22 protein-coding genes and 2 riboswitches are annotated in these 24,444 nt (G+C 34.5%); of the genes, 21 read left to right on the plus strand and 1 reads right to left on the minus strand.

Features of this window, described 5'->3' with window-relative positions; genetic code table 11:
- Positions 1 to 6: 6 nt before the first annotated feature.
- Complete coding sequence (locus tag AC1RRU_RS04500; RefSeq protein ID WP_016930640.1) at positions 7 to 1,482, minus strand: alkaline phosphatase; 1,476 nt, start codon at positions 1,480 to 1,482, stop codon at positions 7 to 9.
- A 224-nt stretch (positions 1,483 to 1,706) separates the two neighbouring features.
- Positions 1,707 to 1,808, plus strand: a riboswitch (SAM riboswitch).
- A gap of 72 nt (positions 1,809 to 1,880) precedes the next feature.
- Here AC1RRU_RS04500 and AC1RRU_RS04505 point away from each other — a divergent pair.
- From AC1RRU_RS04505 to AC1RRU_RS04605, 21 genes are all read left to right on the plus strand, one after another.
- On the plus strand, positions 1,881 to 2,051 hold the full coding sequence (locus AC1RRU_RS04505) for a hypothetical protein (RefSeq protein ID WP_011274728.1): 171 nt from the start codon (positions 1,881 to 1,883) through the stop codon (positions 2,049 to 2,051).
- A 185-nt stretch (positions 2,052 to 2,236) separates the two neighbouring features.
- Positions 2,237 to 2,401 carry a hypothetical protein gene (locus AC1RRU_RS04510; protein WP_016930641.1) on the plus strand — a complete coding sequence of 55 codons (165 nt, stop codon included), beginning with the start codon at positions 2,237 to 2,239 and terminating at the stop codon, positions 2,399 to 2,401.
- Between the two features lie 29 nt (positions 2,402 to 2,430).
- Positions 2,431 to 3,099, plus strand: a complete 669-nt coding sequence (locus AC1RRU_RS04515; RefSeq protein ID WP_016930642.1) for a response regulator transcription factor — start codon at positions 2,431 to 2,433, stop codon at positions 3,097 to 3,099.
- 2 nt (positions 3,100 to 3,101) lie between these two features.
- On the plus strand, positions 3,102 to 3,998 hold the full coding sequence (locus AC1RRU_RS04520; RefSeq protein WP_016930643.1) for a sensor histidine kinase: 897 nt from the start codon (positions 3,102 to 3,104) through the stop codon (positions 3,996 to 3,998).
- 180 nt (positions 3,999 to 4,178) lie between these two features.
- Positions 4,179 to 4,928 carry an ABC transporter ATP-binding protein gene (locus tag AC1RRU_RS04525; protein ID WP_016930644.1) on the plus strand — a complete coding sequence of 250 codons (750 nt, stop codon included), beginning with the start codon at positions 4,179 to 4,181 and terminating at the stop codon, positions 4,926 to 4,928.
- A gap of 1 nt (position 4,929) precedes the next feature.
- Positions 4,930 to 6,921 (plus strand): ABC transporter permease, encoded by a 1,992-nt coding sequence (locus tag AC1RRU_RS04530; RefSeq protein ID WP_016930645.1) that lies wholly within the window; start codon positions 4,930 to 4,932, stop codon positions 6,919 to 6,921.
- 89 nt (positions 6,922 to 7,010) lie between these two features.
- A complete protein-coding gene (locus AC1RRU_RS04535; RefSeq protein WP_016930646.1) occupies positions 7,011 to 8,201 on the plus strand; it encodes a DUF4064 domain-containing protein in 1,191 nt (396 codons plus the stop codon).
- Between the two features lie 355 nt (positions 8,202 to 8,556).
- Positions 8,557 to 8,658, minus strand: a riboswitch (TPP riboswitch).
- Positions 8,659 to 8,893: 235 nt separating this feature from the next.
- Complete coding sequence (locus tag AC1RRU_RS04540; protein WP_033079698.1) at positions 8,894 to 10,090, plus strand: 5,10-methylene-tetrahydrofolate dehydrogenase; 1,197 nt, start codon at positions 8,894 to 8,896, stop codon at positions 10,088 to 10,090.
- Complete coding sequence (locus AC1RRU_RS04545) at positions 10,087 to 11,205, plus strand: hypothetical protein (RefSeq protein ID WP_037570972.1); 1,119 nt, start codon at positions 10,087 to 10,089, stop codon at positions 11,203 to 11,205. Before AC1RRU_RS04540 ends, AC1RRU_RS04545 begins: the two co-directional genes overlap by 4 nt.
- 192 nt (positions 11,206 to 11,397) lie before the next feature.
- Positions 11,398 to 12,195 (plus strand): zinc-ribbon domain-containing protein, encoded by a 798-nt coding sequence (locus tag AC1RRU_RS04550; RefSeq protein WP_037558328.1) that lies wholly within the window; start codon positions 11,398 to 11,400, stop codon positions 12,193 to 12,195.
- 196 nt (positions 12,196 to 12,391) lie between these two features.
- The gene (locus AC1RRU_RS04555; RefSeq protein WP_011274739.1) at positions 12,392 to 13,123 is read left to right on the plus strand and encodes a phosphoadenylyl-sulfate reductase; all 732 of its coding nucleotides are present in this window, start codon (positions 12,392 to 12,394) and stop codon (positions 13,121 to 13,123) included.
- Between the two features lie 178 nt (positions 13,124 to 13,301).
- Positions 13,302 to 15,170: an assimilatory sulfite reductase (NADPH) flavoprotein subunit gene (locus AC1RRU_RS04560; protein ID WP_493196456.1), complete on the plus strand. Its 1,869-nt coding sequence runs from the start codon at positions 13,302 to 13,304 to the stop codon at positions 15,168 to 15,170.
- An 18-nt stretch (positions 15,171 to 15,188) separates the two neighbouring features.
- Positions 15,189 to 16,910, plus strand: coding sequence for an assimilatory sulfite reductase (NADPH) hemoprotein subunit (cysI, locus tag AC1RRU_RS04565; RefSeq protein ID WP_493196457.1), 1,722 nt, complete (start codon positions 15,189 to 15,191; stop codon positions 16,908 to 16,910).
- A 36-nt stretch (positions 16,911 to 16,946) separates the two neighbouring features.
- Positions 16,947 to 17,711 (plus strand): uroporphyrinogen-III C-methyltransferase, encoded by a 765-nt coding sequence (gene cobA / locus AC1RRU_RS04570; RefSeq protein ID WP_493196458.1) that lies wholly within the window; start codon positions 16,947 to 16,949, stop codon positions 17,709 to 17,711.
- Between the two features lie 43 nt (positions 17,712 to 17,754).
- Positions 17,755 to 18,366, plus strand: a complete 612-nt coding sequence (locus tag AC1RRU_RS04575; protein ID WP_037570966.1) for an NAD(P)-binding protein — start codon at positions 17,755 to 17,757, stop codon at positions 18,364 to 18,366.
- Between the two features lie 20 nt (positions 18,367 to 18,386).
- The gene (locus AC1RRU_RS04580; protein ID WP_037570965.1) at positions 18,387 to 19,256 is read left to right on the plus strand and encodes a sulfite exporter TauE/SafE family protein; all 870 of its coding nucleotides are present in this window, start codon (positions 18,387 to 18,389) and stop codon (positions 19,254 to 19,256) included.
- Positions 19,257 to 19,307: 51 nt separating this feature from the next.
- Entirely contained in the window at positions 19,308 to 20,486 is a 1,179-nt protein-coding gene (gene sat, locus AC1RRU_RS04585) for a sulfate adenylyltransferase (protein ID WP_016930654.1), read from the plus strand.
- 16 nt (positions 20,487 to 20,502) lie between these two features.
- Positions 20,503 to 21,102 carry an adenylyl-sulfate kinase gene (gene cysC, locus AC1RRU_RS04590; RefSeq protein ID WP_016930655.1) on the plus strand — a complete coding sequence of 200 codons (600 nt, stop codon included), beginning with the start codon at positions 20,503 to 20,505 and terminating at the stop codon, positions 21,100 to 21,102.
- A 148-nt stretch (positions 21,103 to 21,250) separates the two neighbouring features.
- The gene (locus AC1RRU_RS04595) at positions 21,251 to 22,621 is read left to right on the plus strand and encodes a CitMHS family transporter (protein ID WP_011274747.1); all 1,371 of its coding nucleotides are present in this window, start codon (positions 21,251 to 21,253) and stop codon (positions 22,619 to 22,621) included.
- A 519-nt stretch (positions 22,622 to 23,140) separates the two neighbouring features.
- A complete protein-coding gene (locus AC1RRU_RS04600; protein ID WP_011274749.1) occupies positions 23,141 to 23,932 on the plus strand; it encodes a CHAP domain-containing protein in 792 nt (263 codons plus the stop codon).
- Positions 23,933 to 24,112: 180 nt separating this feature from the next.
- Positions 24,113 to 24,379, plus strand: a complete 267-nt coding sequence (locus AC1RRU_RS04605; protein WP_011274750.1) for a hypothetical protein — start codon at positions 24,113 to 24,115, stop codon at positions 24,377 to 24,379.
- Positions 24,380 to 24,444: the final 65 nt, after the last annotated feature.

Here is a 24,444-nt window from a genome sequence, read left to right on the forward strand (position 1 = left end):
TCTTAATTATTGTTGGTTTTGATTAGATGTTACATCGTTATTAAAGAAATCAAAGATATTTTTTGCGCTATCTGTATTATCATTATTACCAGCAAATTTATTTTCACCTGGTCCATGTGCATATGTGTTTACGTCTTCACCTGTATGACCATAAGTAGTCCAACCAGTGTGAGATTCATCGTTGATTGGTTTTTGAATCGCATCTTGAAGTTTAGTAGTTGCTGCAGCTACTTTTTCATCGTCTTCACTTTTAGCTTTATCTTGAGCTTCTTTCAATTCTTTAGCAGCGTCTTTAACTTTATCCATTTGTTTAGAAGGGAATTCGAAACCATAGCCGTCGTTAATAACTTTTTCTGGGTCTTTGCCATCAGCAATTTGTTTAGTCATGTAGCTACCAGAGTGTTTCATTTTATGAATTGCTTCTGGATTCCATACGTAATCTTTCCCTTTAGCAATTGATAAACCACCAGTTGAATGATCGGCAGTTGCTACAACTAAAGTGTCTTTGTGTTTGTTTGAGTAGTCTATTGCATTTTGGAAAGCTTTTTCAAATCCGCCCATTTCTGACATAACACCAGTAATGTCGTTAGGGTGTCCTGATTTATCGATAGACGCACCTTCGACCATTAAGAAGAACCCTTTATCATTCTTTTCTAGTTTAGATAAGGCACTGTTTTCCATATCTACTAATAATGGATTACTTTGTGGTGCATCGATTTGTAAAGGCATATCTTTTTCAGAGAATAAACCTAATACTTGATCACTTTGTGAATTAGCAAGTTCATCTTTGTTTGTTACATAATCATAACCGTCTTTTTGGAACTTATCCGTTAAATTACCATTTTCTTTACCGAAGTATTTAGAACCGCCACCTAAAATAACATCAGCTTTATGTTGACCATTAATTTTGTCATTGTAAAACTGTTGCGCGATTTCGTCTTTCTTATCACGGTCATCAACGTGTGCAGCATATACAGCTGGTGTTGCATCTGTTACTTCAGCAGTTGTCACAATACCAGTTGATTTGCCAAGTTCTTTCGCTTTTTCTAGAACGGATTTTAATGGCTTTTTATTATTATCTACTGAAATTGCACCATTATATGTTTTGTGACCAGTTGCAAAGGCTGTACCACCTGCAGCTGAATCTGTTACGTTCTCTTTAGGGTCATTAGGGTTAGTACGGTTAGTACCCTTTAAATATTTGTCAAATGCAGTTTGATCTAATTCTTTAGTATTTGGATTGTCGGCATAGTAACGATAAGCTGAATTGTATGCAGGTCCCATACCATCGCCGACCATGAAAATAACGTTTTTAGGATTCTTTGTGTTACCGATGGCCATGTAATCTTCATTTTGTCCTTGTTGGCCTTGGTTACCTTCGCCAGAACCTGACGCGAATGACACGTGTGTTGTCCCTAATACAGATGCAGCTAAGATTGAACTTGCTACTGTTGTTTTACCAAATTTATTGATGAAACTCATTTAAAAAAAGCCTCCTAATATGTATATTGTGTAGTTGTTACACTATTTATATTAAGAAATTTAATTTGATTTTCAGTTAGTATAAAGTTATTTTTAAGTAAAGTAATTGTAAACAATTATTAATGAATAGAATTTATTTTATATTTAGTTTTATCATATGTTGTAAACGTTTTACTTTTATAATTGTTAAAAGTGAGTTATAATACCAATAAATAAAATAGTTCGTCTTATTAAGAGTGAGTGGAGGGAATTGGCCCTATGAAGCTCCAGCAACTGCGCTTTGCGTGAGGTGCTAAATCCAACAGGAGTTTCCTGAAAGATAAGAAGATGTCCGTGAGCGCTTCTTATTTAAGGAGGGCTATTTTATTTACCCAAATTTAGAAAAGGTGGTAAATCTTATGGAAACATTGAAAGAGCTATTTGAACAATTAGATTATTGGGAGCAATATTCACCAAAGAGCTATGGTGGAAGTATGTTGAAAGTAGCTAAGATAGGAGAAGCCAAAACACAAATATACGACAGTACTTCAATAGAAGATATTAGAACTTACATCTTAAATAAAAAGTAATGTCTAATCTGTACTTATGAGTCGCAATTAAATTTATAATCTTTATTATGATTGAAGCGGTACGTTGAAATAGTCATTATTTCGGTATCGCTTCAGTTTTTTGATGTTCATTTTATAAGTAAAGTTGTAAAATGAAGACTAAGATGATGTATCAATCAAATATAAAATATAGAGGTGTTCAATCGATGATATTTGTAATGTTATCACCACTACTCATCATTGGATTTATCGCATTATCAATAATGGAAGAACGTAAACGTAAAAAGAAAACTGAGCAAAAAGAAGCAGAATTTGAAAAGGAAAAGAATAAAGTTTCAAATCCTGATTATGACGACGACCACAAAGCTTAATAAATCATTAGTAATGAAAGGTGAGCAATATGAAAGTATTCATCGTGGAAGATGATTTTATCATTGCAGAAAGTTTAGAGCAAGAGTTATCGAAATGGAATTATGAGGTCATCGTGGCTAAACAATTTGATAATATTATCGACGTATTTCATGCAAATCAACCACAACTCGTATTGCTCGATATCAATCTACCGACATTCAATGGCTATCACTGGTGTCAGGAGATACGTAAGACTTCTAATGTACCGATTATGTTTATTAGTTCAAGAACCGACAATATGGATCAAATTATGGCAATTCAAATGGGCGGCGATGACTTTATCGAGAAACCATTTAATTTATCGTTAACTGTAACTAAGATTCAAGCATTATTACGTAGAACGTATGATTTAGCAGTGTCTAATAATGAAGTTACTGTTAAAAATTGCAAACTTGTTGTAGATGAAGCAACACTTTACCATGAAGACGAATCGGTTCAATTGTCTTTTACTGAATTACAAATCTTAAATATGTTGTTCCGCAATGAAGGTAAGTATGTCAGCCGTACCGCATTGATTGAGAAGTGTTGGGAGTCTGAGAATTTTATAGATGACAATACTTTAGCGGTCAATATGACACGATTGCGTAAGAAATTACAATCGATAGGTGTTGTAGATTTAATTGAAACTAAGAAGAATGTGGGATATAAGGTGTCTTAATTATGCTGAAAGCTTTTATTAAATCGATATTAAATGAAATCATTATAGTTATTACATGTATATTATTATTCTTACTTATCTTCTTTCTATTTAATCTGCCATTGAGTGCGTTTCTATTAGGCGCCGGAATTATGCTATTCATCATGATAATTTATTGGTTAGTTCAATTAAGTGGATTTAAAGAACAAGTACAGATGGCAGATACTATTCATGAACTAGAGCATGAATTGCAACAGGTAAAAAGTGATCAGACTGAATATCAAGCTAATGTGGAGAATTACTTCTTAACATGGGTTCATCAAATGAAGACACCTATTACAGCATCTAAATTGTTGTTAGAGCGTAATGAAGATAATGTCGTCAATCGAGTGCGGCAAGAAATTATTCAAATTGATAATTATACAAGTTTAGCGTTAAGTTATTTAAAATTGATGAACCAGGAAACGGATATGTCCTTTTCAAAAGTGAAGATTAATGACCTTGTCCGTCCATTAATTATGAAATATTCTATTCAATTTATTGATCAGAAGACAAAGATTCATTATGAACGGTGTGAGGATGAAGTTCTGACTGATGCACAATGGTGTTCAATAATGATTGAACAAATTCTTAATAATGCATTGAAGTATGCACGGGGCAAAGATATTTGGATTGCGTTTGACCAACAACAGCAAGTATTGACTATTCGTGATAATGGCGTCGGAATTAGTCAAGCTGACTTACCGAAGATCTTTGATAAAGGCTATTCAGGATATAATGGTCGATTGAATGCTAATTCATCAGGCATTGGATTGTTTATTGTTAAACATATCTCTCAACATTTACATCATTATGTAGATGTACAGTCTGAGTTGAACAAAGGTACGGCATTTAGTATTTATTTTCCGAAAAATAATTAAACTTTCAATATTGTAAGCTAGCCAACAACATTTGTAAGAAATTATCAATGTTGTTGGCGTTTTTTTGTTTTATGATAGAGATAACAAAAGGAACCTGAGGTCTGCTATTTTTCAATTATTGGATTACATTTCATTGTGGCCATTTTATAAAAAATAATTAAAGAGAGCGAGGGTGAAGCAATGTTATTAGACGTTAAAAATGTAAAGAAAACGTTTGGCAGGGGGTTAAATGCGACTACTGCGCTGAATGGCATTTCATTTACAGTTGATAAGGGAGAATTTGTAGCCATTATGGGTGAGTCGGGTTCAGGTAAATCCACATTATTAAACTTAATTGCAACGTTTGATAAAGTGTCTGAAGGCAACATCACTATTAACAATCAAGATATTCGTAAGCTACGTAATAAGCAAATTGCGCATTTCCGTCGTGATAACCTTGGCTTTGTTTTTCAAGATTTCAATGTCTTACCAACTATGACGAATCGAGATAACATCTTAATGCCACTTGTGCTTGCTAACCGTTCACATAAAGTAATGGAACAGCGTATGAATGCGCTAAGTTCTAAATTAGGTATAGAGAAATTACTTTCTAAATATCCGTATCAAGTTTCTGGTGGAGAACAACAACGGATTGCGATTGGTCGAGCTTTAATCAATGAACCGGATTTACTGCTTGCCGATGAGCCGACCGGTGCGCTCGATTCTAAGACTTCGAAACAAATCATGACGCTGTTTCGAGAAATTAATGATAATACGCAAACGATATTAATGGTAACTCATTCAACTATCGATGCGTCTTATGCTAAACGAGTATTATTTATTAAAGATGGACGTTTGTATCATGAAATTTACCGAGGGGAAGAATCGCAACAAGATTTTCAAAAGCGTATCGCTGATAGTTTGGCTATTCTGAATGAAAGTGGGTACTAACATGACCATACATATGCTCTGGAAGATGATTGCTCAAAACTTCAAGATGCAGCGACATGTGATCATGCCTTTTATATTAGCACTGAGCATCATGTTCGCAACGGAATTCATTCTATTATCTTTAAATATGAATGACTACGTCCAAAAACGAAGTCAGCTATTACCTATATTTATTGGTGTAGGAAATTTCTTTATGAGTGTCTTGGGTTTTATATTTATCTTATATGCTAACCGCTTCATGATGAAACGACGTCAACAGGAACTTGCGATGAACATGATACTCGGAATGGAGAAGAAACATTTCCGGATGATTATGCTCATCGAGATGGTATATCAATATGTTTTAATTGCGCTTATCAGTATAACTGGTGGCTATCTCTTTGGCGTATTAATCTTTATGCTTATGAATAGATTGATGCATCAAACGGGCATGTCGCTATTAGATTATCCCTTTAATGTGAAAGCGATGTGCATTACTTTAATTATTTTAGCAGCGGTGATGTTATTTTTATTCTTGATTAACAATTTAAAAATATTATTCCAAAGTCCTATTAAATTAATACATCAACGTCAGAGAGCTGAAAGAAAGTTACCCAAATTTGTATTATACGCATTACTAGTTATTGGAATTGTTACGTTATTTAGCAGTTATCACATTGCGCTCTCTAATCAAATGGTATTACGCTCGTTATATGATTTGTTCGGTGCAATTGGCTTGGTTATGATTGGGACATATTGCTTATATTTATCGTTAGGCGTTTTACTATTAGATTGGTTAAAACGAATCCCTAAAATGTATTATAATCCCAAATACTTTTTTACCATTTCAGGATTGCAGTCTAGGATGAATTCAAATGCGATTGGACTTGCAAGCATCACGATGTTATGTACATTTCTAATTGTTACTGTGGGTATGACGATTTCAACTTATCGAGGGATATCGGATCAGGTCGATTCTATTATGTCGGATCAATATAGAGTTTCAATAGATGGAAATCTTCACAATAATAAGAAGACGCAGGAGAAAGTGCGTCGTTTGGAACGTGATATTAAAGATCATGCTAAAGTTGATTTCTTTAAAAAGAATGCAGTTTCACTGATTGCGGTGGATTACAAACAACCAGGATTATTTAAACATCGCAATAATAAAGATTATAATATGACGATTAATAGTGCCTATCTCGTGATTATGACACAACACGATTATAATGAGTTAAACACGAAGAAGGTTAAGTTGAGACATGGGGAATTAGGATTTGAAAGTTTAAATCAACCTTTTAAAAAATTAAGAACTGCAACAATGATGGGGGACCAATTTAATATTAAACAAATAGATGGTCATAACTATTCCTATCCAGTTCCAGGATCGTTAACTATTATTACTCCAGATGATAAGACATTCCAACAATTAACCAATTATTATGTCAATGCTGATAAGAACGACCATCACGGCACACAGAAAGTTCAAAATACATTTATGCATTTTAATATCATGACAAAGCATACATCTGACTTTGATAAGTTGAAAAATACATTAATGCAACGCTATAAAGTGAGTATTGATGATAAAAAAGAAGTGGCGGGCACATTATATGAAATTAATGGAGGACTTATCTTTATTGGAACGGTAGTGTCTATCATTTTATTTATTGGCACATTTCTAATGATGTATTATAAAAATGTTGCAGAAGGATATGAGGATCGTAAGAACTATCAAATTATGCAACACGTTGGTATAGATAATGACAGAATTAAAGATACCATTAATAAACAAATTATATGGATATTTGCATTGCCAATTATTGTCGCTACGATTCATGTCATCTTTGCTTCAAAAATAATATATAACGTGTTAGGTATTCTGAATGTTAATCATGTTGGTGTGTTTGTGACAAGTTATGTCGGTGTTATTATTTCGATTGTTGCTATGTATGCCTTAATGTATTGGATTACATCGCGTATTTATTACATGATTGTTAATCGGTATCACTAAATCAAGTATTAGAAATTTGCCATACTTTTTAAAAATTAAGTGTAACCTAATCATCGGTAGGGTATACAACAAAAAAAGGAGGCGTAAAAATGGCTAATCAAACAAACGATTATACATCACATTACACACAAAATAACAAGATTAAACGCACAGTCGAACATATCCTTACTTGGTTAGGGGTTGTATTGCAAGCATTAGCTGCAATCATGTTCTTAGTTCTTAAACCTTTAATGGGAAATAGTAACTTTAAAGATCAAATGATTAGTGAATCTCAAAAGCAAGGTAACTCAGTATCTACTTCAGAATTGAATCAAGGTATTGATGTTTTAGGTAGTTTCTTTAGTTTCTTAACTTGGGGTGCTGTAATTTCACTAATTTTAGCAATTATTGGCGGTATTTTAATTAGTAAAAAACCTAAAATTGCAGGTATCTTACTAATTATTGCAGGTCTAATTGCATTAATGTCTAACTGGATTAGTGTTATTCTTTGGATCGTAGCTGGTATTATGCTACTTGTAAGAAAAGGTAAGAAAAAAGATAGTTATGCTAATGGCTATTATGATAATAACAACCATAATAATAGTCGTAATCATGATCATGATAACAACCGTCATGATGACCAAAATGATGACCGACGCGATTATGATCGTGATAACCGTCATGATGACAGATATAACGATCGTCATAACAATGAGTTTAATGACAATCGTCACAATCATAACGCACACCGTGAACACGACCGTGATAATGACTATAACAATCGTCGTGACAATCATCATGATGATAAAGATGTTAACGCTCAAAACAATGCGTTTATCTTAGATGAAGAAGATAAAGCGAAGGAACAAAGAGATATTAAAGAACATTATTCTAATGATGATGTTCATAATGGTAGTCATGACCTTTCAAATCACAATGATAACAATCGTTATGACAATAAACGTAACCGTTCTAATTTAGAGCGTAATGATTATCAAGAGTCTAATCGTCGTGATGACTTACATCGTTCAAATGAAGACTTTAACCGTCGTAATGATGTAGAGTGGTCTTCAGATGACCGTAAAGACAATAATTTTAATCAAAATCAAGAGCACAATCATAATCATGACAATGAAGAACGTAGTCAATTTGGTTCTCGTAGTGATAGATATCAAGATGAAGCACATAAAGATTTAAATGATTTTGATAAAGATCGACATCATCATAAAGATAACGACTTTGTACGTGATGAAGCGGACAAATTGAAAGATAAAAAAGATAACGACCCATATAAATATTAATAGTTGAGTCGTTTATAGAGTGAGACGAATGTCTCACTCTTTTTAATTGCAATAAAGAAGTCGGTGACGCCCCTAAGTTAGCATCACCGACTTTACGTTAATTTCTATTATATGGATAAATAAATTGGATAAATAAAATGAATTTTCTACAATATTTCTAGTCTAAGCTTCTCTCAGACAATGCTTATTTCAACATGACATTTTCGCTACTATGATAAAATTGTCTGGCGGTCACCTCTGTCACTTTTTTAAAGTAAAAAATACGCAACCTTCACTATAGAAAAGTTACGTAAATGATAGATGTGAGTTTATATGAAATAAGGCATGACATATCTAGACCTTAATCAAGTTATCTACGATTTCGTCCACACTTTCCTACGCTAGTACCATCTAGTTCAGGTTCAAAGGGTTCGGAGTAAGACTCCATCTCAGTTTGTAAACACCCCTAGTGCATATTTTTATACTATATATTTAATTTAGTATTTTTAATTTTAGAAGTCAAGACTGTGAAGTGATTCATTAAAGTTAATGTGAAATAAATTAATATAATAATATTAACTAATATTATTGCAAAAAGTATTATTATTATCATAAAATGAACATTGCATAATTTTGACCCCGTTAATTAATACTTTTTTTCAAAAAAAACAATAGTTAACTTAGCAAATATTAGAAGAGGAAGGAGGTTAATCATGACCTATACGATTGGATTAGTGCCATCGCCAGGCGTTGCACATAAGCTCGTCGATAATGCGATACCAAAGATCCAACAGCATTTGCATGAACGGATCAGTGATGTGGATAAATGGCATTTCGAGAGTAAAGTCGATTTATTAATAGGATCTGCTGAGGATGTACATGAGAGTATAGATAAAGCTGCAGAATTGAAGGAAGAATATGATTGGGATTTCGTTATCTGTATTACAGATTTACCAAGTATCTCAGGTAATAAAGTTGTGATTAGTGACTTTAATAGTGAAAAGCAAGTTTCTATGCTTTCATTACCTGCGTTAGGTTGGATTAATTTAGAGCGTAAGTTAGTGAAGAGTATGACAGCACTAGTTGAACAGTTATATCACAATAATACGAAAGAACGCCCCAAAGTGCACCCACTGATTAAACCTAAAGCTGTTGATCCTAGAGAAGATGAAAGTTCGAAAAGACGTTATATTAATCGCTATTTCATATTAGGATGGTTGCAACTGATTTTAGGTTTAACACGAGCGAATGAGCCATGGAAGAATTTGTTTAATTTTAAGAAGATAATTTCCGTTGCATTTGCGACAGGAACCTATGTTTCTATCTTCTCTATGCCATGGGAGTTAAGTGTTCAATATTCAACCTTAAGATTTATTGTCTTAATGATTATTTCTATATTGGGTATGGCCGGATGGTTATTATACGCACATCAATTATTTGAAGAAAAAACAGCAAAGTCTCAACGTGTTTATCGCTATGTATATAACGCGACGACATTACTGACCTTAGTCATCATTACATTGATGAATTACGTAGTTTTATACCTATTACTATCAATAAGTATTTCATTATTTGTACCTGTAAGTTTATTTAATAGTTGGACGAGTGCAAATCCCGACTTTACATTTATAAATTATTTGAAATTATTATGGTTTGTATCTTCGCTCGGGTTGTTAGCCGGTGCAATGGGTTCAACTGTAGAGAATGAAGAGAAGATACGTCGAATTACGTATTCTTATCGCCAATATCATCGTTATAAAGAAGCACAACAAGAGGAAAAAGAGAAGAAAGAACAACAATCACAAGATGTATCACAACATGACGTTGAACAATCTTCATCTAACAAGGAAAGTAATGATGAACAGTATGAAGGTAAAAAACAAGATCATAGAGAGGAGGATGAATCATGAATGAAGCTAAAACAATCGGTTTAGTTGTAGCCCCTGGTGTTACAGAAAAATTAGCTGAGAGTTTAATAGATGATATTCCAAATATCCTATCTCACCAGAATAACAACCAACATGACTGGGAAGTGGATCTCGTGGTTGATCCTCTGACAGGCTATGCAGAATCTGTTGGCAAAATTTTTAAAAAGATACAAGATTATCATGATAAGCGACAATGGGATTATGTCGTTGCAATTACAGATTTACCTATGTTTCATAATGAACGAGTGTTAGCATTGGACATTAATAAGAAGAATGGCGCTGCTGTTTTTTCTTATCCTGCTTTTGGTTGGCGTCCAGTTAAGAAACGTTTTAAGAACGCCATAGTTGCGATAATTAATGAAGTACATCATTCTGAAGCTGAAAAGAATGATTATGATGACAATGATAATGTAACATATGCTGTTAACAAACAATTTCCATTGTCTAAAATAGAAAAGACTGAAGTATATTTAGATGAAACAGGTAATGATCATTTACGCTATTCATCTAATACTAGGTCAATGGGAATGGTTCGGCTTGTGAGTGGTATGACATTTGCGAATAATCCCCTTAATATGATGGCAAGCCTTAGTAATATCGTGGCAATTGCTTTTACCACTGGTGCATTTGGCTTAATATTTACAACGATGTGGCAGATGAGTATGGAATTCTCAATGTGGCGTCTATTTGGTATATCGATTATTGCTGTCTTAGGTATGTTACTTTGGATTATGATGTCTCATGATTTGTGGGAATCTGTTAAACAAAGTCGTAATAAACGAATTACATGGTTATATAACTTAACTACAGTGATGACGCTCTTTGTAGCTATTATCATTTATTACATTATTCTCTACACATTATTTTTAATTGCAGAATTGGTGTTATTACCATCTGATTTCTTAGGGCAACAGGTAGGTTTAAAAGGACCGGCTGGAATTGATCTCTATCTAAGCATTCCTTGGTTTGTTGCATCTATTTCTACGGTTGCGGGTGCAATTGGTGCCGGATTATTAAATGATCAACTCATCAAAGAAAGTACTTATGGTTACCGACAACAAATGCGATATGATGATAGAGATAAAGGTGAAGAATAATGAGATTGAAGTCGAGAGGCATTAAGCTTTCTTCGGCTTTATTTTTTTAGGTAAATTTATATAAAAAAATTATAGAAAATCGTTACTGCTTAATTTAAAATTAAATATAATGTAGGTGTCAAAATAAATAAGAGACCTAAATTCACAACAACTACTTAGATTTAGCAACATGAAGTGAAGGAAGGTAATATCATGAATTTTTGTCCTAGATGTGGTAATAAAATAACTAAAGAGCAACGATTTTGTAGTAAATGTGGCAATGATTTACGCATATTTGAAGGCGATTCAATTGAGTCACAATATGAAGTAGCTGAGCGTAAGACAAGCATTTGGCCATTTAAATTAGTCGGCTTAGTCGTTATTGGTATTATAGTCAGTTGTTGTTTTGCTTATTATCATTTCTTTTTAAAAGAAGAGGAACAGCCAAAACAAACTGCGACAACGACGACCCATGTGAAGAAAGATAAAGACACAACAGAAGAAGGTAAAGTGTCTAACGATCCTATTAAAGCAGAAAAGCAAAAATCGAAACAAAGTGAAGATGAAAAAGACAAAGATGCAACTCATTCACAAGCACCTAAAATTGATGTTATGAGTGAGGATTTCCATAAGTCATTTATGCAAAAGGATACAAGGGATTCTTACATGGGAATTAAACCTGGCATGACTAGAGCGGAAGTGGAGAAACGGTACGGAAGTTCAAATCGTGTCTTTCATAAAACAGGGATGGATTATCTTTATACCATTTATGGAAATTTAGCAGTGGCCTATGAATTGAAAGGTAATAAAGAAGTAGTTCGTGAGATTGGTGTAGCACCTTTGAATGTTGATGAACAAACATTTATTGATAAATACAGTGATTATGATAAAAATAATGATGCTGGAAGTTATACTTATAATACTGTGAAAAATAATGGTTTTGAAATTTTAGTAACTACAAAGAATGGTAAAATTGCTTTGATTCAGTGTATTCCAGAGAATCATTACTAGTGAAAAGTTGAAACGTTTAGGGAGTGTGGCGGATGCAAAATGGAAACAATGTCCTACTCCCTCGTTCTTTATATAATTCTCCTCAGAACCTTGACTTTATAGCAAAATCTCGATAAAGTAGTAACATATTATTCTGACAATTCTGATAGGTATTAGATTAATAAATTTGTGAAATTTTAGGGGGGACCATAAGTTTATGTCAGTACCGACAATTACGTATGAGAATTTTGAAGGTGACCCTTTCATTGATTCTATTTCTACTGACGATGCAACTAAAGGCGCTTATGAAATATTAGAATGGGCGTATCGCACATATGGTGATTCCATTGTTTATTCATGTAGTTTTGGTGCGGAAAGTATGGTTTTAATTGATTTGATTTACCAAATTAAGCCAGATGCACAAATTGTCTTTCTAGATACGGATTTACATTTCCAAGAAACGTATGACTTGATAGATAGAGTGAAAGAACACTTTCCAAAACTTCGTATTGAAATGAAGAAACCTGATTTAACGCTTGAGGAACAAGCGGACAAATATAATCCGGCATTGTGGAAGAATAATCCTAATCAATGCTGTTATATAAGAAAGATTAAACCTTTAGAAGAAGTGCTAGGTGGCGCTGTTGCTTGGGTTTCAGGTTTACGTCGAGACCAATCACCAACACGTGCAAATACGAACTTTATTAATAAAGATGAGCGTTTCAAATCAGTGAAAGTATGTCCTTTAATTTACTGGACGGAAGATGAAGTTTGGGACTATATTAAGAAACATGATTTACCTTATAATGCATTACATGATCAACATTATCCTAGTATTGGTTGTATCCCATGTACCGCTCCTGTATTTGACTCAGAGGATTCTAGAGCAGGACGTTGGTCGAATTTCGATAAAACAGAATGTGGCTTACATGTTGCTGATAAACCATAATGCGTTTGGATAAAATTTTTTAACTATAAAACATAGTATTCTGATATGTTTTGAGCAAAACCTTTAAAATATGTCCGACAATAAATAGTGTACAGACGGACATATTTCTTACATAATAAAAGTAGTATAAAGCTTTTATAAAATGATTGTTATTTTACGGAATAAGAGGTGGATACAATTGAATTTAAGTGTTACAAATAGTCCTTTTACAGAAGGACAAGCGGCACAAATTAATGAACTCATACAAACACTTACACCTGAACAAAAGGTATGGTTAAGTGGATACTTAGTTGCTAATCAACAATTGACGTCAAATGGAACTGTACCATCACAAACAGGTTCAAGTTCAACAAATGCAAATGGTCTAACTGAAGGCACAGAAGCGATGCTTCAACAAAACGAGCCTGTCATCACGCCGGAGAAACGAGCAATTACACTCTTATATGGTTCTGAAACAGGTAATGCACAAGGGTTAGCTGAAATATTTGAAGAACGCTTATCAAATATAGGTCATAACGTGACATTGAAAGCAATGGACGACTTTAAACCTAAAAACCTTAAAAATGTTGAAGATTTATTTATCATCACTTCTACTCAAGGTGAAGGGGATCCACCTGATAATGCAGCTGAATTGCATGAGTTCATTCATGGTCGTAAGGCACCTAAACTTGAAGGTGTGAGATTCTCAGTTCTCGCATTAGGTGATCAAACGTATGAATACTTCTGTCAAACAGGTCGTGACTTTGATAGAAAGCTAGATGAATTAGGTGCAGAACGTATATATGACCGTGTGGATTGCGATGTTGATTATGAAGAAGACGCTGAAAAGTGGATGGCAAATGTAATCAATGCGATTGATACTGCACCAGAAGGCACTCAAAATGAACAAATTGTAAGTGAATCAATTAAATCTGCGAAAGAAAATAAATTCTCTAAAGCTAATCCATATCAAGCAGAAGTTCTAGAGAACATTAACCTTAATGGACAAGGTTCTAATAAAGAAACGCGACATATTGAATTCTTATTAGATAATTTCGGTGAAGATTATGAAGTAGGAGACTGTTTAGTCGTTCTACCTCAAAATGACCCAGCTTTAGTTGATTTATTAATTAGCACATTAGGTTGGGATCCGAATGATCAAGTTCAAATTTCAGATGAGGGGGATACATTAGGATTAGAAGAAGCCTTAACAACTCATTTTGAAATTACGAAGTTAACGAAACCGCTTCTTATCAATGCGGCGTCATTCTTTGAAAATGAAGAACTTAACGAAAAAGTTGAAGATAATGAATGGGTTCAAAGTTACATTGAAGGTCGTGACTTAATCGACTTATTAAATGACTTTGCGACAACAGAACTTCAACCAGAAAATTTATATCAATTATTAAGAAAATTACCACCTAGAGAATATTCAATATCTAGTAGTTATGAAGCGTTACCTGATGAAGTGCATATTACAGTTGGTGCTGTTAGATACAACTCACACGGACGTGACCGTTCAGGTGTATGTTCAGTTCAATTTGCTGAACGTATTCAACCAGGTGACACTGTTCCAATTTACTTGAAACGCAATCCAAACTTCAAATTCCCTAAAGAGGGTGACACACCAGTTATTATGATTGGACCTGGTACAGGAATTGCACCATTTAGAGCATACATGCAAGAAAGAGAAGAACATGGATTTAAAGGTAATACTTGGTTATTCTTTGGTGATCAACACTTTACCACAGACTTCCTATATCAAACGGAATGGCAAGAATGGTTGAAAGACGGCGTGTTAGGTAAAATGGATGTTGCATTCTCAAGAGACACGGATGAAAAAGTATACGTCCAACATCGTATTGCTGAACATAGTAAAGAATTTAATGAATGGCTTCAAAAAGGTGCTTCGATTTACATTTGTGGTGATGAAAAACATATGGCGAAAGATGTACATCAAGCTATCCGCAATGTTTTAGTGAAAGAACAAAACTTATCTGAAGAAGATGCTGAAGCCTACCTTAAACAAATGAAAAAAGATAAACGTTATCAACGCGATGTGTACTAATAGAAAGGGTGGTACTTAATGGCTAAGACAAATAAGCAAATGTCAGAAGAACTTGATAAGAAGCTAGATGCTTTAGAGTATTTAAAAGACGAAAGTAATTATTTACGTGGGACAATTGAGCAAGGCTTAGCAGACCCACTTACTGGTGTTATTTCAGATGATGACACTAAATTATTGAAATTCCATGGTAGTTACCAACAAGACGATAGAGATTTACGTGACGAACGTCGTAAGCAGAAATTAGAACCAGCTTACAGCTTTATGATTCGCGTGCGTCTACCAGGAGGAACAGCTACACCTGAACAATGGATTGCCATGGATGACATTTCTAATAATTATGCCAACCAGACGCTGAAATTAACAACACGTCAAACTTTCCAATTTCACGGCATTTTAAAAAGAAATTTAAAAACATCTATGAAGAAAATTAATGAGTCTGTACTTGATACGATCGCGGCATGTGGGGACGTGAATCGTAATACAATGTGTAATCCTAATCCATATCAATCTCATATTCATAAAGAGATTAATGATTATGCAACTAAAATCAGTGACCATCTATTACCTAAGACCAATGCCTATCATGAAATTTGGTTAGATGGAGAGAAAGTATTAGATTCTTCAGAAGAAATTGAACCAATGTATGGTAAGAAATATTTACCACGTAAGTTTAAAATTGGTATCGCCTTACCACCATCTAATGATATTGATGTTTATTCACAAGACATCGGACTTATCGGTATCGTTGAAGATGAAACACTCGTCGGATTTAATGTCACAGTTGGTGGCGGTATGGGTATGACGCACGGAAATACAGATACGTACCCACAAGTTGGTCGTTTAGCTGGTTTCGTTCCTAAAGAACAAGTCGTTGATGTTTGTGAGAAAATCTTAACAATTCAACGTGATTATGGTAATCGTGAGAACCGTAAAAATGCACGATTCAAATATACAGTTGACCGCTTAGGTGTGGATAAAGTTGTTGAAGAACTAAATTCACGTTTAGGTTGGGAAATTGAAGAAGCACGTGATTTTGAATTCGAACATAATGGCGATCGTCTAGGTTGGATAGAGGGCGACGAAGGTGTTTGGAATTATACATTATTCATTCAAAATGGACGTGTTAAAGATACAGAAGATTATCAATTAAAAACGGCATTACGAAAAATTGCAGAAACACATACGGGCGACTTCAGATTATCTCCTAACCAAAATTTAATTATTGCAAATGTAACTTCAGAGAAAAAAGAAGAAATTCAAAATCTTATCGATCAGTATGGTTTAACAGATGGTAAAAATTATACGGGATTAAGACGTAATTCGATGGCATGTGTTGCGTTCCCAACATGTGGATTAGCGATGGCTGAGTCAGAACGTTATTTACCATCATTAATCTCTAAGATTGAAGACTTATTAGATGAAGCGGGTGTGAATGATGAAGAAATCACAATCCGTATGACTGGATGTCCAAATGGTTGTGCTAGACCAGCACTTGCAGAAATTGCATTTATAGGTAAAGCACCTGGCAAATATAATATGTATTTAGGCGGTGGCTTCAAAGGTGAACGCTTAAATAAATTGTACAAAGAGAATATCGGAGAACAAGAAATACTTGAAAGTCTACGTCCAATTCTTATGGATTATGGTAAAGAACGTCTTGAAGGTGAGCATTTTGGTGACTTTGTCATACGTTCAGGTGTTGTTGCTAAAGTTCATGGAGGACAAGACTTCCATAGTTAAAGTTTGAGATAAGTTGTTTTAAACGGGGGTGACAACATGGGGAAAGTGTATTTAGTAGGAGCAGGACCTGGTGATCCTGATTTATTAACTATCAAAGGTATGAAAGCCATTCAAATGTCAGATGTGATTTTATATGATCGCCTAGTCAATAAAGACATTTTAGATTTAGCTAAACCGGGGACAAAGTTCTTTTATTGTGGCAAAGACCCGAATAGACATTCATTACCGCAAGAAGAAACGAATCGAATGTTGGTTAATTTAGCGAAAAAAGGACATGTTATCACTCGTTTAAAAGGTGGTGATCCGTTTGTCTTTGGCCGAGGTGGTGAAGAGGCAGAAATCTTGGCGCAACATCAGATTGCATTTGAGATTGTGCCTGGTATCACTTCGGGTATTGCTGCACCAGCTTATGCAGGCATTCCTGTCACGCACAGAGATTATAGTTCGTCAGTTGCTTTTGTGACAGCAGTTAATAAACCTGGTATGTCTAAAGATGATTATTGGGCACATTTAGCGCATGGTCCAGAAACACTTTGTATTTATATGGGTGTTAAACGGTTACCAGAAATTTGTGACCTACTTATTGAACATGGTAAATCAATAGACACGCCTGTCGCACTTGTTCATTTAGGAACGACGACTTCTCAAAAAACAATTGATGGTACGTTAGGTAACATCGTTGAAAAAGCGTCAGAAATAAAAAATCCCGCTATGATTATTATTGGCGATGTTGTCCAAATGCGACAAAAAATTAGTTGGTTTAAAGAACAAACTACGGATTTAGAAATGACCTTACCTTAATTATTAAAAATAAGAAAGAATAATCATAAAAGGAGGATACAATATGAGCAATATGCCACTTATGATTGATTTACAAAATAAAAAGATTGTCATTGTTGGTGGTGGGAAGGTAGCAACTCGACGAGCAAAGTCATTAGTTGAATACTGTTCTCATGTTCATATTGTTAGTCCTTCAATCACCAAAGAATTACATACTTTATTTCAGCAACAGCGATTGACTTGGGCTGAAAAAATGTTTGAACCACAAGATATTAGTCACGCATTTCTAGTTATTATTGCGACAAATCAACCAGAGGTAAATCAACATGTTAAAGATAGTTTGCCAGAAGGTACATTATTAAATCACGCTGCAGATGCTTCTGCGGGGAATGTGACGTTTCCTAGTATGCTTAGACGTGGCAAATTGACTATTAGTGTATCTACAGATGGTGCAAGTCCTAAACTAGGTCGACAAATTATATCGACATTGCAAGATACCTACGATGAACGTTATGAAAGTTATATCGATTTTTTATATGAAAGTAGACAACTTATTAAAGCATCAACGATAGAGCCATCTAGAAAGCAAGCGTTATTACAACATGTATTATCTGAGGACTATTTGGATGAGGGGAAACAAAAAGAATTCAAGCGATGGCTTCAATCACAAGTTTAATGTCAGGGGGCATGTGATATATGAGAAAATTATTTATATTTGCATTAGCTGGTTTTTTAGCCCAACTTGTTGATGGTTCACTTGGCATGGGATTCGGTGCCTCATCATCATCAATATTATTAACTTATGGGATTGCACCGGCCATTGTATCGGCGACTGTACATTTTTCAGAAATAGCTACGACTGCTGCATCAGGAACATCACATTGGAAATTTGAGAATGTGCATAAGCCCACCATGTTAAAGTTAGCTATTCCAGGTTCTATAAGTGGATTTATTGGTGCAGGTCTACTTACACAAATACATGGAGATTATATTAAGCCATATATCGCATTGTTCTTACTTTCAATGGGTATATATATTTTGTATCAATTTTTATTTAAAAGAAATAGAGAAATTCATACACATGTTGGTAAGTTGAGTGGTTTCAAACTTGTGCCTCAAGGTGCTATCGCCGGATTCTTAGATGCAATTGGTGGAGGTGGCTGGGGACCAGTAAATACACCTTTATTATTGGCTAGTCATAAGATCCAACCACGATATGCAATTGGTACTGTATCGGCGAGTGAGTTTTTTGTAACATTATCAACGTCATTGAGTTTCATCATCTTCTTAGGTATTACTCAGATTAATTGGTGGTTTGTTATTGCGTTAAGTGTCGGCGGTATGATTGCAGCGCCTATCTCTGCATATTTAACAAAGATATTACCAATTAATATTCTAGCCATTTGTGTTGGTGGCTTAATCATCTTCACAAATAGCAATGCATTAATGACTTATTTCGTTCACGATGACACAATTTCAAATATTGTAAGATTCGCAATTATTTGTGCGATTGTGATACTTGTTATTATCACTGTGATTCGCAACAAAAAATTGTCTTTTTCTTGAAAATAAAACCGAGTAAACTAATCTAATTAATTGGAAAAGGAGTTATCAATAATGACAACACATGAACAGATTATTAATTATACGATTAAACCACATGGTGGTACATTAATTAACCGCGTAGTAGAAGGTGAAGAAAGAGATCATCTTTTAGAAGCAGCACAATCATATAAAGTGATTACTTTAAATCCATGGTCAATTTCTGACTTAGAATTAATCGGAATTGGTGGGTTTAGTCCGTTAACAGGATTTATGGGTGAGGCTGACTACACTAAAGTTGTTGAAGATACACATCTTGAAAATGGATTAGTGTGGAGTATTCCGATTACACTACCTGTTACCGAAGAAGAAGCGGATAAATTAGAAATCGGTGATGACATCGCATTATACGGTGAAGATGGCGAATTATACGGCACATTGAAATTAGAAGAAAAGTACACATATGATAAGAAAAAAGAAGCTCAAAATGTGTATGGTACGACTGACGAGGCACATCCAGGTGTTAAAAAAGTTTATGACAAAGGGAATGTTTACCTTGCTGGACCAATTCAATTAATTAATCGACCTAAACATGATGAGTTCTCTGATTTCCATTTAGACCCAGCAGAAACACGTCAATTATTCCATGATTTAGGATGGAAGACTGTCGTTGGATTCCAAACAAGAAATCCTGTGCATCGTGCGCATGAATATATCCAAAAATCTGCATTAGAAATTGTAGATGGTCTTTTACTTAATCCATTAGTAGGAGAAACGAAATCAGATGATATTCCAGCGGACGTTCGTATGGAAAGTTATCAAGCTATCTTAAAGAACTACTTCCCTAAAGATAGAGCGCGCTTAGTCATCTATCCTGCCGCAATGCGTTATGCTGGTCCACGTGAAGCAATTCTACATGCTACAGTACGTAAAAACTATGGCTGTACGCATTTTATTGTTGGACGTGACCATGCAGGTGTGGGCGATTATTATGGCACGTATGAAGCACAAGAATTAATTTCTCAATTTGAAGATGAACTAGATATTCAAATATTGAAATTTGAACATGCATTTTATTGTGAAAAATGCGGCAACATGGCTACTGCTAAAACATGCCCACACGACGCATCAGAGCATGTACATTTAAGTGGTACTAAAGTAAGAGAAAAGCTTAGAAATGGTGAATCACTACCTACAAAATTCTCTAGACCTAAAGTAGCTGAAGTCTTAATCAAAGGGTTAAAACAAAATTAATTCGGAGGGATTTAGCATGAGTCAATCAAGTAATATTACATGGCATGATTCTGAAGTTACTAAGTCAGATAGACAACAACAAAACGGTCATAAAAGTGTAGTGATATGGTTTACAGGATTATCAGGATCTGGAAAATCAACTGTATCAGTAGAACTTGAAAAAGCTTTGTTCCAATTAGGAAAGCATTCTTATCGATTAGACGGTGATAATGTTAGACATGGTTTAAATAAGAATTTAGGCTTTAGTCCAGAAGACCGTAAGGAAAATATTCGACGCATTGGTGAAGTAAGTAAATTACTTGTAGATGCAGGAACAATTGCTATAACAGCATTTATTTCGCCTTACAGAGCTGATCGTGATGAAGTTCGTGAAATTTTAGAAGATGGAGAATTCATTGAAGTTTACACAGAGTGTAGCGTGGAAGCATGTGAACAACGTGATCCTAAAGGTCTTTATAAAAAAGCGCGCTCTGGTGAAATTAAGGAATTTACTGGTATAAGTGCGCCATATGAGGCACCACATCAACCAGAAATTACGATTAATACTGAACATCAAAGTGTAGAAGAATCAGTAAATACTATTATCGAATATTTGAAGAATAAAGAAATTATTTAAAAGTATTCTGCGTGTTGTCAGTCCTTTTATTGATTGATAACACGCTTTTTTTGCATATCGTCTTAAATTAAAGTCAGATTTTTGATAAAATTATGAAAACGTTTTCTATATAAATGGAGAGCGTATTACGATATAAGGGGGAATTCACATGCAAGGGGATAGTATGTGGTTAACAATGATGGGGATAATCATTATCGGCTCAATTGTTGGACTTTTAATTGCAAAAAAGATTAGTCCGGTCGTTGGTATGATTTTAATTCCTAGTATTGGTGCTTTGCTATTAGGATACGGCATTAAAGATTTAGTTAAATTCTTTAATAGTGGTTTAGAATCTGTGATGAGCGTAGTCATCATGTTTATCTTCGCAATTATATTCTTTGGCATTATGACTGACAGTGGCCTGTTCAAACCTATTGTCAAACGACTTATATTAATGACTCGCGGTAATGTAGTCATTGTTTGTATTGTCACAGCATTGATTGGTATGTTTGCACAATTAGATGGTGCAGGTGCTGTCACTTTCTTATTATCAATTCCTGCATTATTGCCACTATATAAAGCTTTAAACATGAACAAATACTTATTAATTCTTTTACTAGCAATTAGTGCCGCGATTATGAATATGGTGCCTTGGGGCGGACCAATGGCGCGTGTTGCTTCTGTATTGAAAGTGAAAAGTGTTAATGAATTATGGTATGGCATCATTCCAGTACAATTGATTGGCTTCGTGTTAGTACTTATCTTCGCAACTTATTTAGGGTTTAGGGAAAAGAAACGAATTAAGAAGGCAATCGATAACGGTGAAGTAGAACCTACATTAAACATTGATATTCATCGACTTGTGAAAAATTACGAACGAGATCAAGACATTAAGTTTCCTGTAAGAGGACGCGCGCTCAAACATGGTTGGGTAATTTGGGCCAATGTACTATTGACGATTATCGTTTTAGTTATGATGTTAGCTAACGTTGCCCCGCCTGAATTTGCTTTTATGATTGGTGTTGCAATTGCATTAGTTATTAACTTCCCAAATGTGGATGAGCAAATGAACCGTCTTAAGGCACATGCACCAAATGCATTAATGATGGCCGCAGTTATTATAGCAGCAGGTATGTTCTTAGGTGTTTTAGAAGAAACAGGTATGTTAAAGTCAATTGCTTTAAATTTCATTAAGATCATTCCTGATGCCGTTGGACCATATTTACATATCATTGTCGGTTTCTTTGGCGTTCCACTTGATTTACTTACAAGTACAGATGCGTATTATTTCGCGTTACTTCCTATAGTAGAACAAACTGCAAGTCAATTTGGTATTAATCCAGTTTCAACAGCATATTCAATGGTAATCGGTAATATTGTAGGAACATTTGTAAGCCCGTTCTCTCCTGCACTATGGTTAGCTATTGGTCTCGCTGAGGCAAACATGGGTACATATATTAAATATGCATTCTTTTGGATCTGGGGATTTGCGATTGTGCTACTGGGCATAGCAGTATTAATAGGTACAGTTACAATCTAAATGACTAGATACATTACAATGTTAAAAGATCTAAATTGAATAATTAAACTCATAATCCTCCTTATAAGCATGTCGCTAATGTCTTATAAGGGGGATTTGATTTTTATCATTATTATTATAAAAAATACTTCCAAAATATCCTCGCCAAACTTTGAAAACGCTTCATACTTCCCGCTTTTCATGAAATAAAACACCTTTAAAATTATCAGATATTTTACAAGTCGAGTATATACACTGTTGATTAATATAGTATAAGCACTGTCATAGAAGTGTTTTTATAATTGTAATATAAGTCTATGTTTATTACATGCAAAGTAAAATTATTATGATTCATTTACAAACCCTTAACATTCCACACAAACCCTTGTGTGTCTGTTAGAGTATGTCTTGTCGTTATTTAACGAGGAAAAAATTTCTTAAAACTATTTTGAATCAAATTGATTTGAAATTTCTAATATGTCAATTGCAGGTAGCCACGAGAAAAAATAAGCTTTAAACATTCTAGGAGGATATTTTATTATGAAAAAGATCGCTACAGCTACAATCGCAACAGCAGGTATTGCAACATTCGGATTAGCACATCAAGATGCAGACGCAGCGGAAAATAATAATGGATATAACCCTAATGACCCATATTCATATAGTTACACTTACACAATTGACCAACAAGGTAATTATCATTATGAATGGCAAGGTAACTGGAGCCCATCTCAAGCTCAACAAGGTGGTCAACAAAACACTGGCAACCAAGCAGTAAACAATACTCAATCAAACAATAACTACAACTATAATTACAATAACAATCAATCAAACCAAAACACTCAATCATACACAGCAAACAACAATGCTGGTGGTGGTTTAGGTGCTAGTTATTCAACTTCAGATCGTAACGTTAAAGTCACAACTCAAAATGCACCAACTACACAATCAACTAGTTCAAACGCTAGCTCAAGTTCTAGTAGTGAAGCATTAGCTGGTAAATCAAGTGGAGGTTCAAACCTTTACACTGCAGGTCAATGTACGTATTATGTATATGACAAAGTAGGCGGTAAAATTGGTAGCACTTGGGGTAACGCAAATAACTGGGCAACTGCAGCAGCTGCAGATGGCTACACAGTTAATAACACACCTAAAGCAGGTGCAGTAATGCAAACATCTCAAGGTGCATACGGTCACGTTGCATATGTTGAAAGTGTAAATGATGATGGTTCAGTTAAAGTTTCAGAAATGAACTATAATGGTGGACCTGGTGTCGTTTCATCACGTACAATCTCAGCTGGCCAAGCTGGTTCATACAACTACATTTCATAATTTGAAATCACTTTTAACCACGATTCCTTATCATACGGAGTCGTGGTTTTTCTTTTGAGTAAAGACTGTGACAAGATAGTTCTTCGTGTGATTGAAGCCCAAGTATAAAGGGAAACATAATATAAAGAAGAATAATGCTTAAAGAATATTATGTTTAATTGTGAAGGAGGGTGAGTAGAGATGACGTTTGATGTAATTAAGTGGATTATATTAGCTCTAATTGCTATTGTAACTATTGCGATTATTTGTGGCCTCATTTGGGGTTCATTATTAGAAGAACGAGCATATGATAAACGCTCTAAAAAAGAAAAACGAAAAGAAACTGAGAAAAATTTAGAAATGGCAAAAGGTCATACTGATGATAAAGGTGTAGATGGTGACTATGAAGAGGCACCAACTAAAGAAGGAACGCTCAAAGATGAGCATATAAATCATCGTGAGAAATAATGATTATAAACCCCTTGGAAGATGCTATATCAAGCATACTTTCAAGGGTTTTTAAATTGAAATTT

Source organism: Staphylococcus sp. GW821-FHT11H10 (assembly GCF_058807855.1).

What these genes read in the sequence shown, in the direction of transcription:
- AC1RRU_RS04500 (WP_016930640.1), bottom strand. Translation starts at nt 1,482, where the DNA reads ATGAGTTTCATCAATAAATTTGGTAAAACAACAGTAGCAAGTTCAATC.
- AC1RRU_RS04505 (WP_011274728.1), top strand. Translation starts at nt 1,881, where the DNA reads ATGGAAACATTGAAAGAGCTATTTGAACAATTAGATTATTGGGAGCAA.
- AC1RRU_RS04510 (WP_016930641.1), top strand. Translation starts at nt 2,237, where the DNA reads ATGATATTTGTAATGTTATCACCACTACTCATCATTGGATTTATCGCA.
- AC1RRU_RS04515 (WP_016930642.1), top strand. Translation starts at nt 2,431, where the DNA reads ATGAAAGTATTCATCGTGGAAGATGATTTTATCATTGCAGAAAGTTTA.
- AC1RRU_RS04520 (WP_016930643.1), top strand. Translation starts at nt 3,102, where the DNA reads ATGCTGAAAGCTTTTATTAAATCGATATTAAATGAAATCATTATAGTT.
- AC1RRU_RS04525 (WP_016930644.1), top strand. Translation starts at nt 4,179, where the DNA reads ATGTTATTAGACGTTAAAAATGTAAAGAAAACGTTTGGCAGGGGGTTA.
- AC1RRU_RS04530 (WP_016930645.1), top strand. Translation starts at nt 4,930, where the DNA reads ATGACCATACATATGCTCTGGAAGATGATTGCTCAAAACTTCAAGATG.
- AC1RRU_RS04535 (WP_016930646.1), top strand. Translation starts at nt 7,011, where the DNA reads ATGGCTAATCAAACAAACGATTATACATCACATTACACACAAAATAAC.
- AC1RRU_RS04540 (WP_033079698.1), top strand. Translation starts at nt 8,894, where the DNA reads ATGACCTATACGATTGGATTAGTGCCATCGCCAGGCGTTGCACATAAG.
- AC1RRU_RS04545 (WP_037570972.1), top strand. Translation starts at nt 10,087, where the DNA reads ATGAATGAAGCTAAAACAATCGGTTTAGTTGTAGCCCCTGGTGTTACA.
- AC1RRU_RS04550 (WP_037558328.1), top strand. Translation starts at nt 11,398, where the DNA reads ATGAATTTTTGTCCTAGATGTGGTAATAAAATAACTAAAGAGCAACGA.
- AC1RRU_RS04555 (WP_011274739.1), top strand. Translation starts at nt 12,392, where the DNA reads ATGTCAGTACCGACAATTACGTATGAGAATTTTGAAGGTGACCCTTTC.
- cysI (WP_493196457.1), top strand. Translation starts at nt 15,189, where the DNA reads ATGGCTAAGACAAATAAGCAAATGTCAGAAGAACTTGATAAGAAGCTA.
- cobA (WP_493196458.1), top strand. Translation starts at nt 16,947, where the DNA reads ATGGGGAAAGTGTATTTAGTAGGAGCAGGACCTGGTGATCCTGATTTA.
- AC1RRU_RS04575 (WP_037570966.1), top strand. Translation starts at nt 17,755, where the DNA reads ATGAGCAATATGCCACTTATGATTGATTTACAAAATAAAAAGATTGTC.
- AC1RRU_RS04580 (WP_037570965.1), top strand. Translation starts at nt 18,387, where the DNA reads ATGAGAAAATTATTTATATTTGCATTAGCTGGTTTTTTAGCCCAACTT.
- sat (WP_016930654.1), top strand. Translation starts at nt 19,308, where the DNA reads ATGACAACACATGAACAGATTATTAATTATACGATTAAACCACATGGT.
- cysC (WP_016930655.1), top strand. Translation starts at nt 20,503, where the DNA reads ATGAGTCAATCAAGTAATATTACATGGCATGATTCTGAAGTTACTAAG.
- AC1RRU_RS04595 (WP_011274747.1), top strand. Translation starts at nt 21,251, where the DNA reads ATGCAAGGGGATAGTATGTGGTTAACAATGATGGGGATAATCATTATC.
- AC1RRU_RS04600 (WP_011274749.1), top strand. Translation starts at nt 23,141, where the DNA reads ATGAAAAAGATCGCTACAGCTACAATCGCAACAGCAGGTATTGCAACA.
- AC1RRU_RS04605 (WP_011274750.1), top strand. Translation starts at nt 24,113, where the DNA reads ATGACGTTTGATGTAATTAAGTGGATTATATTAGCTCTAATTGCTATT.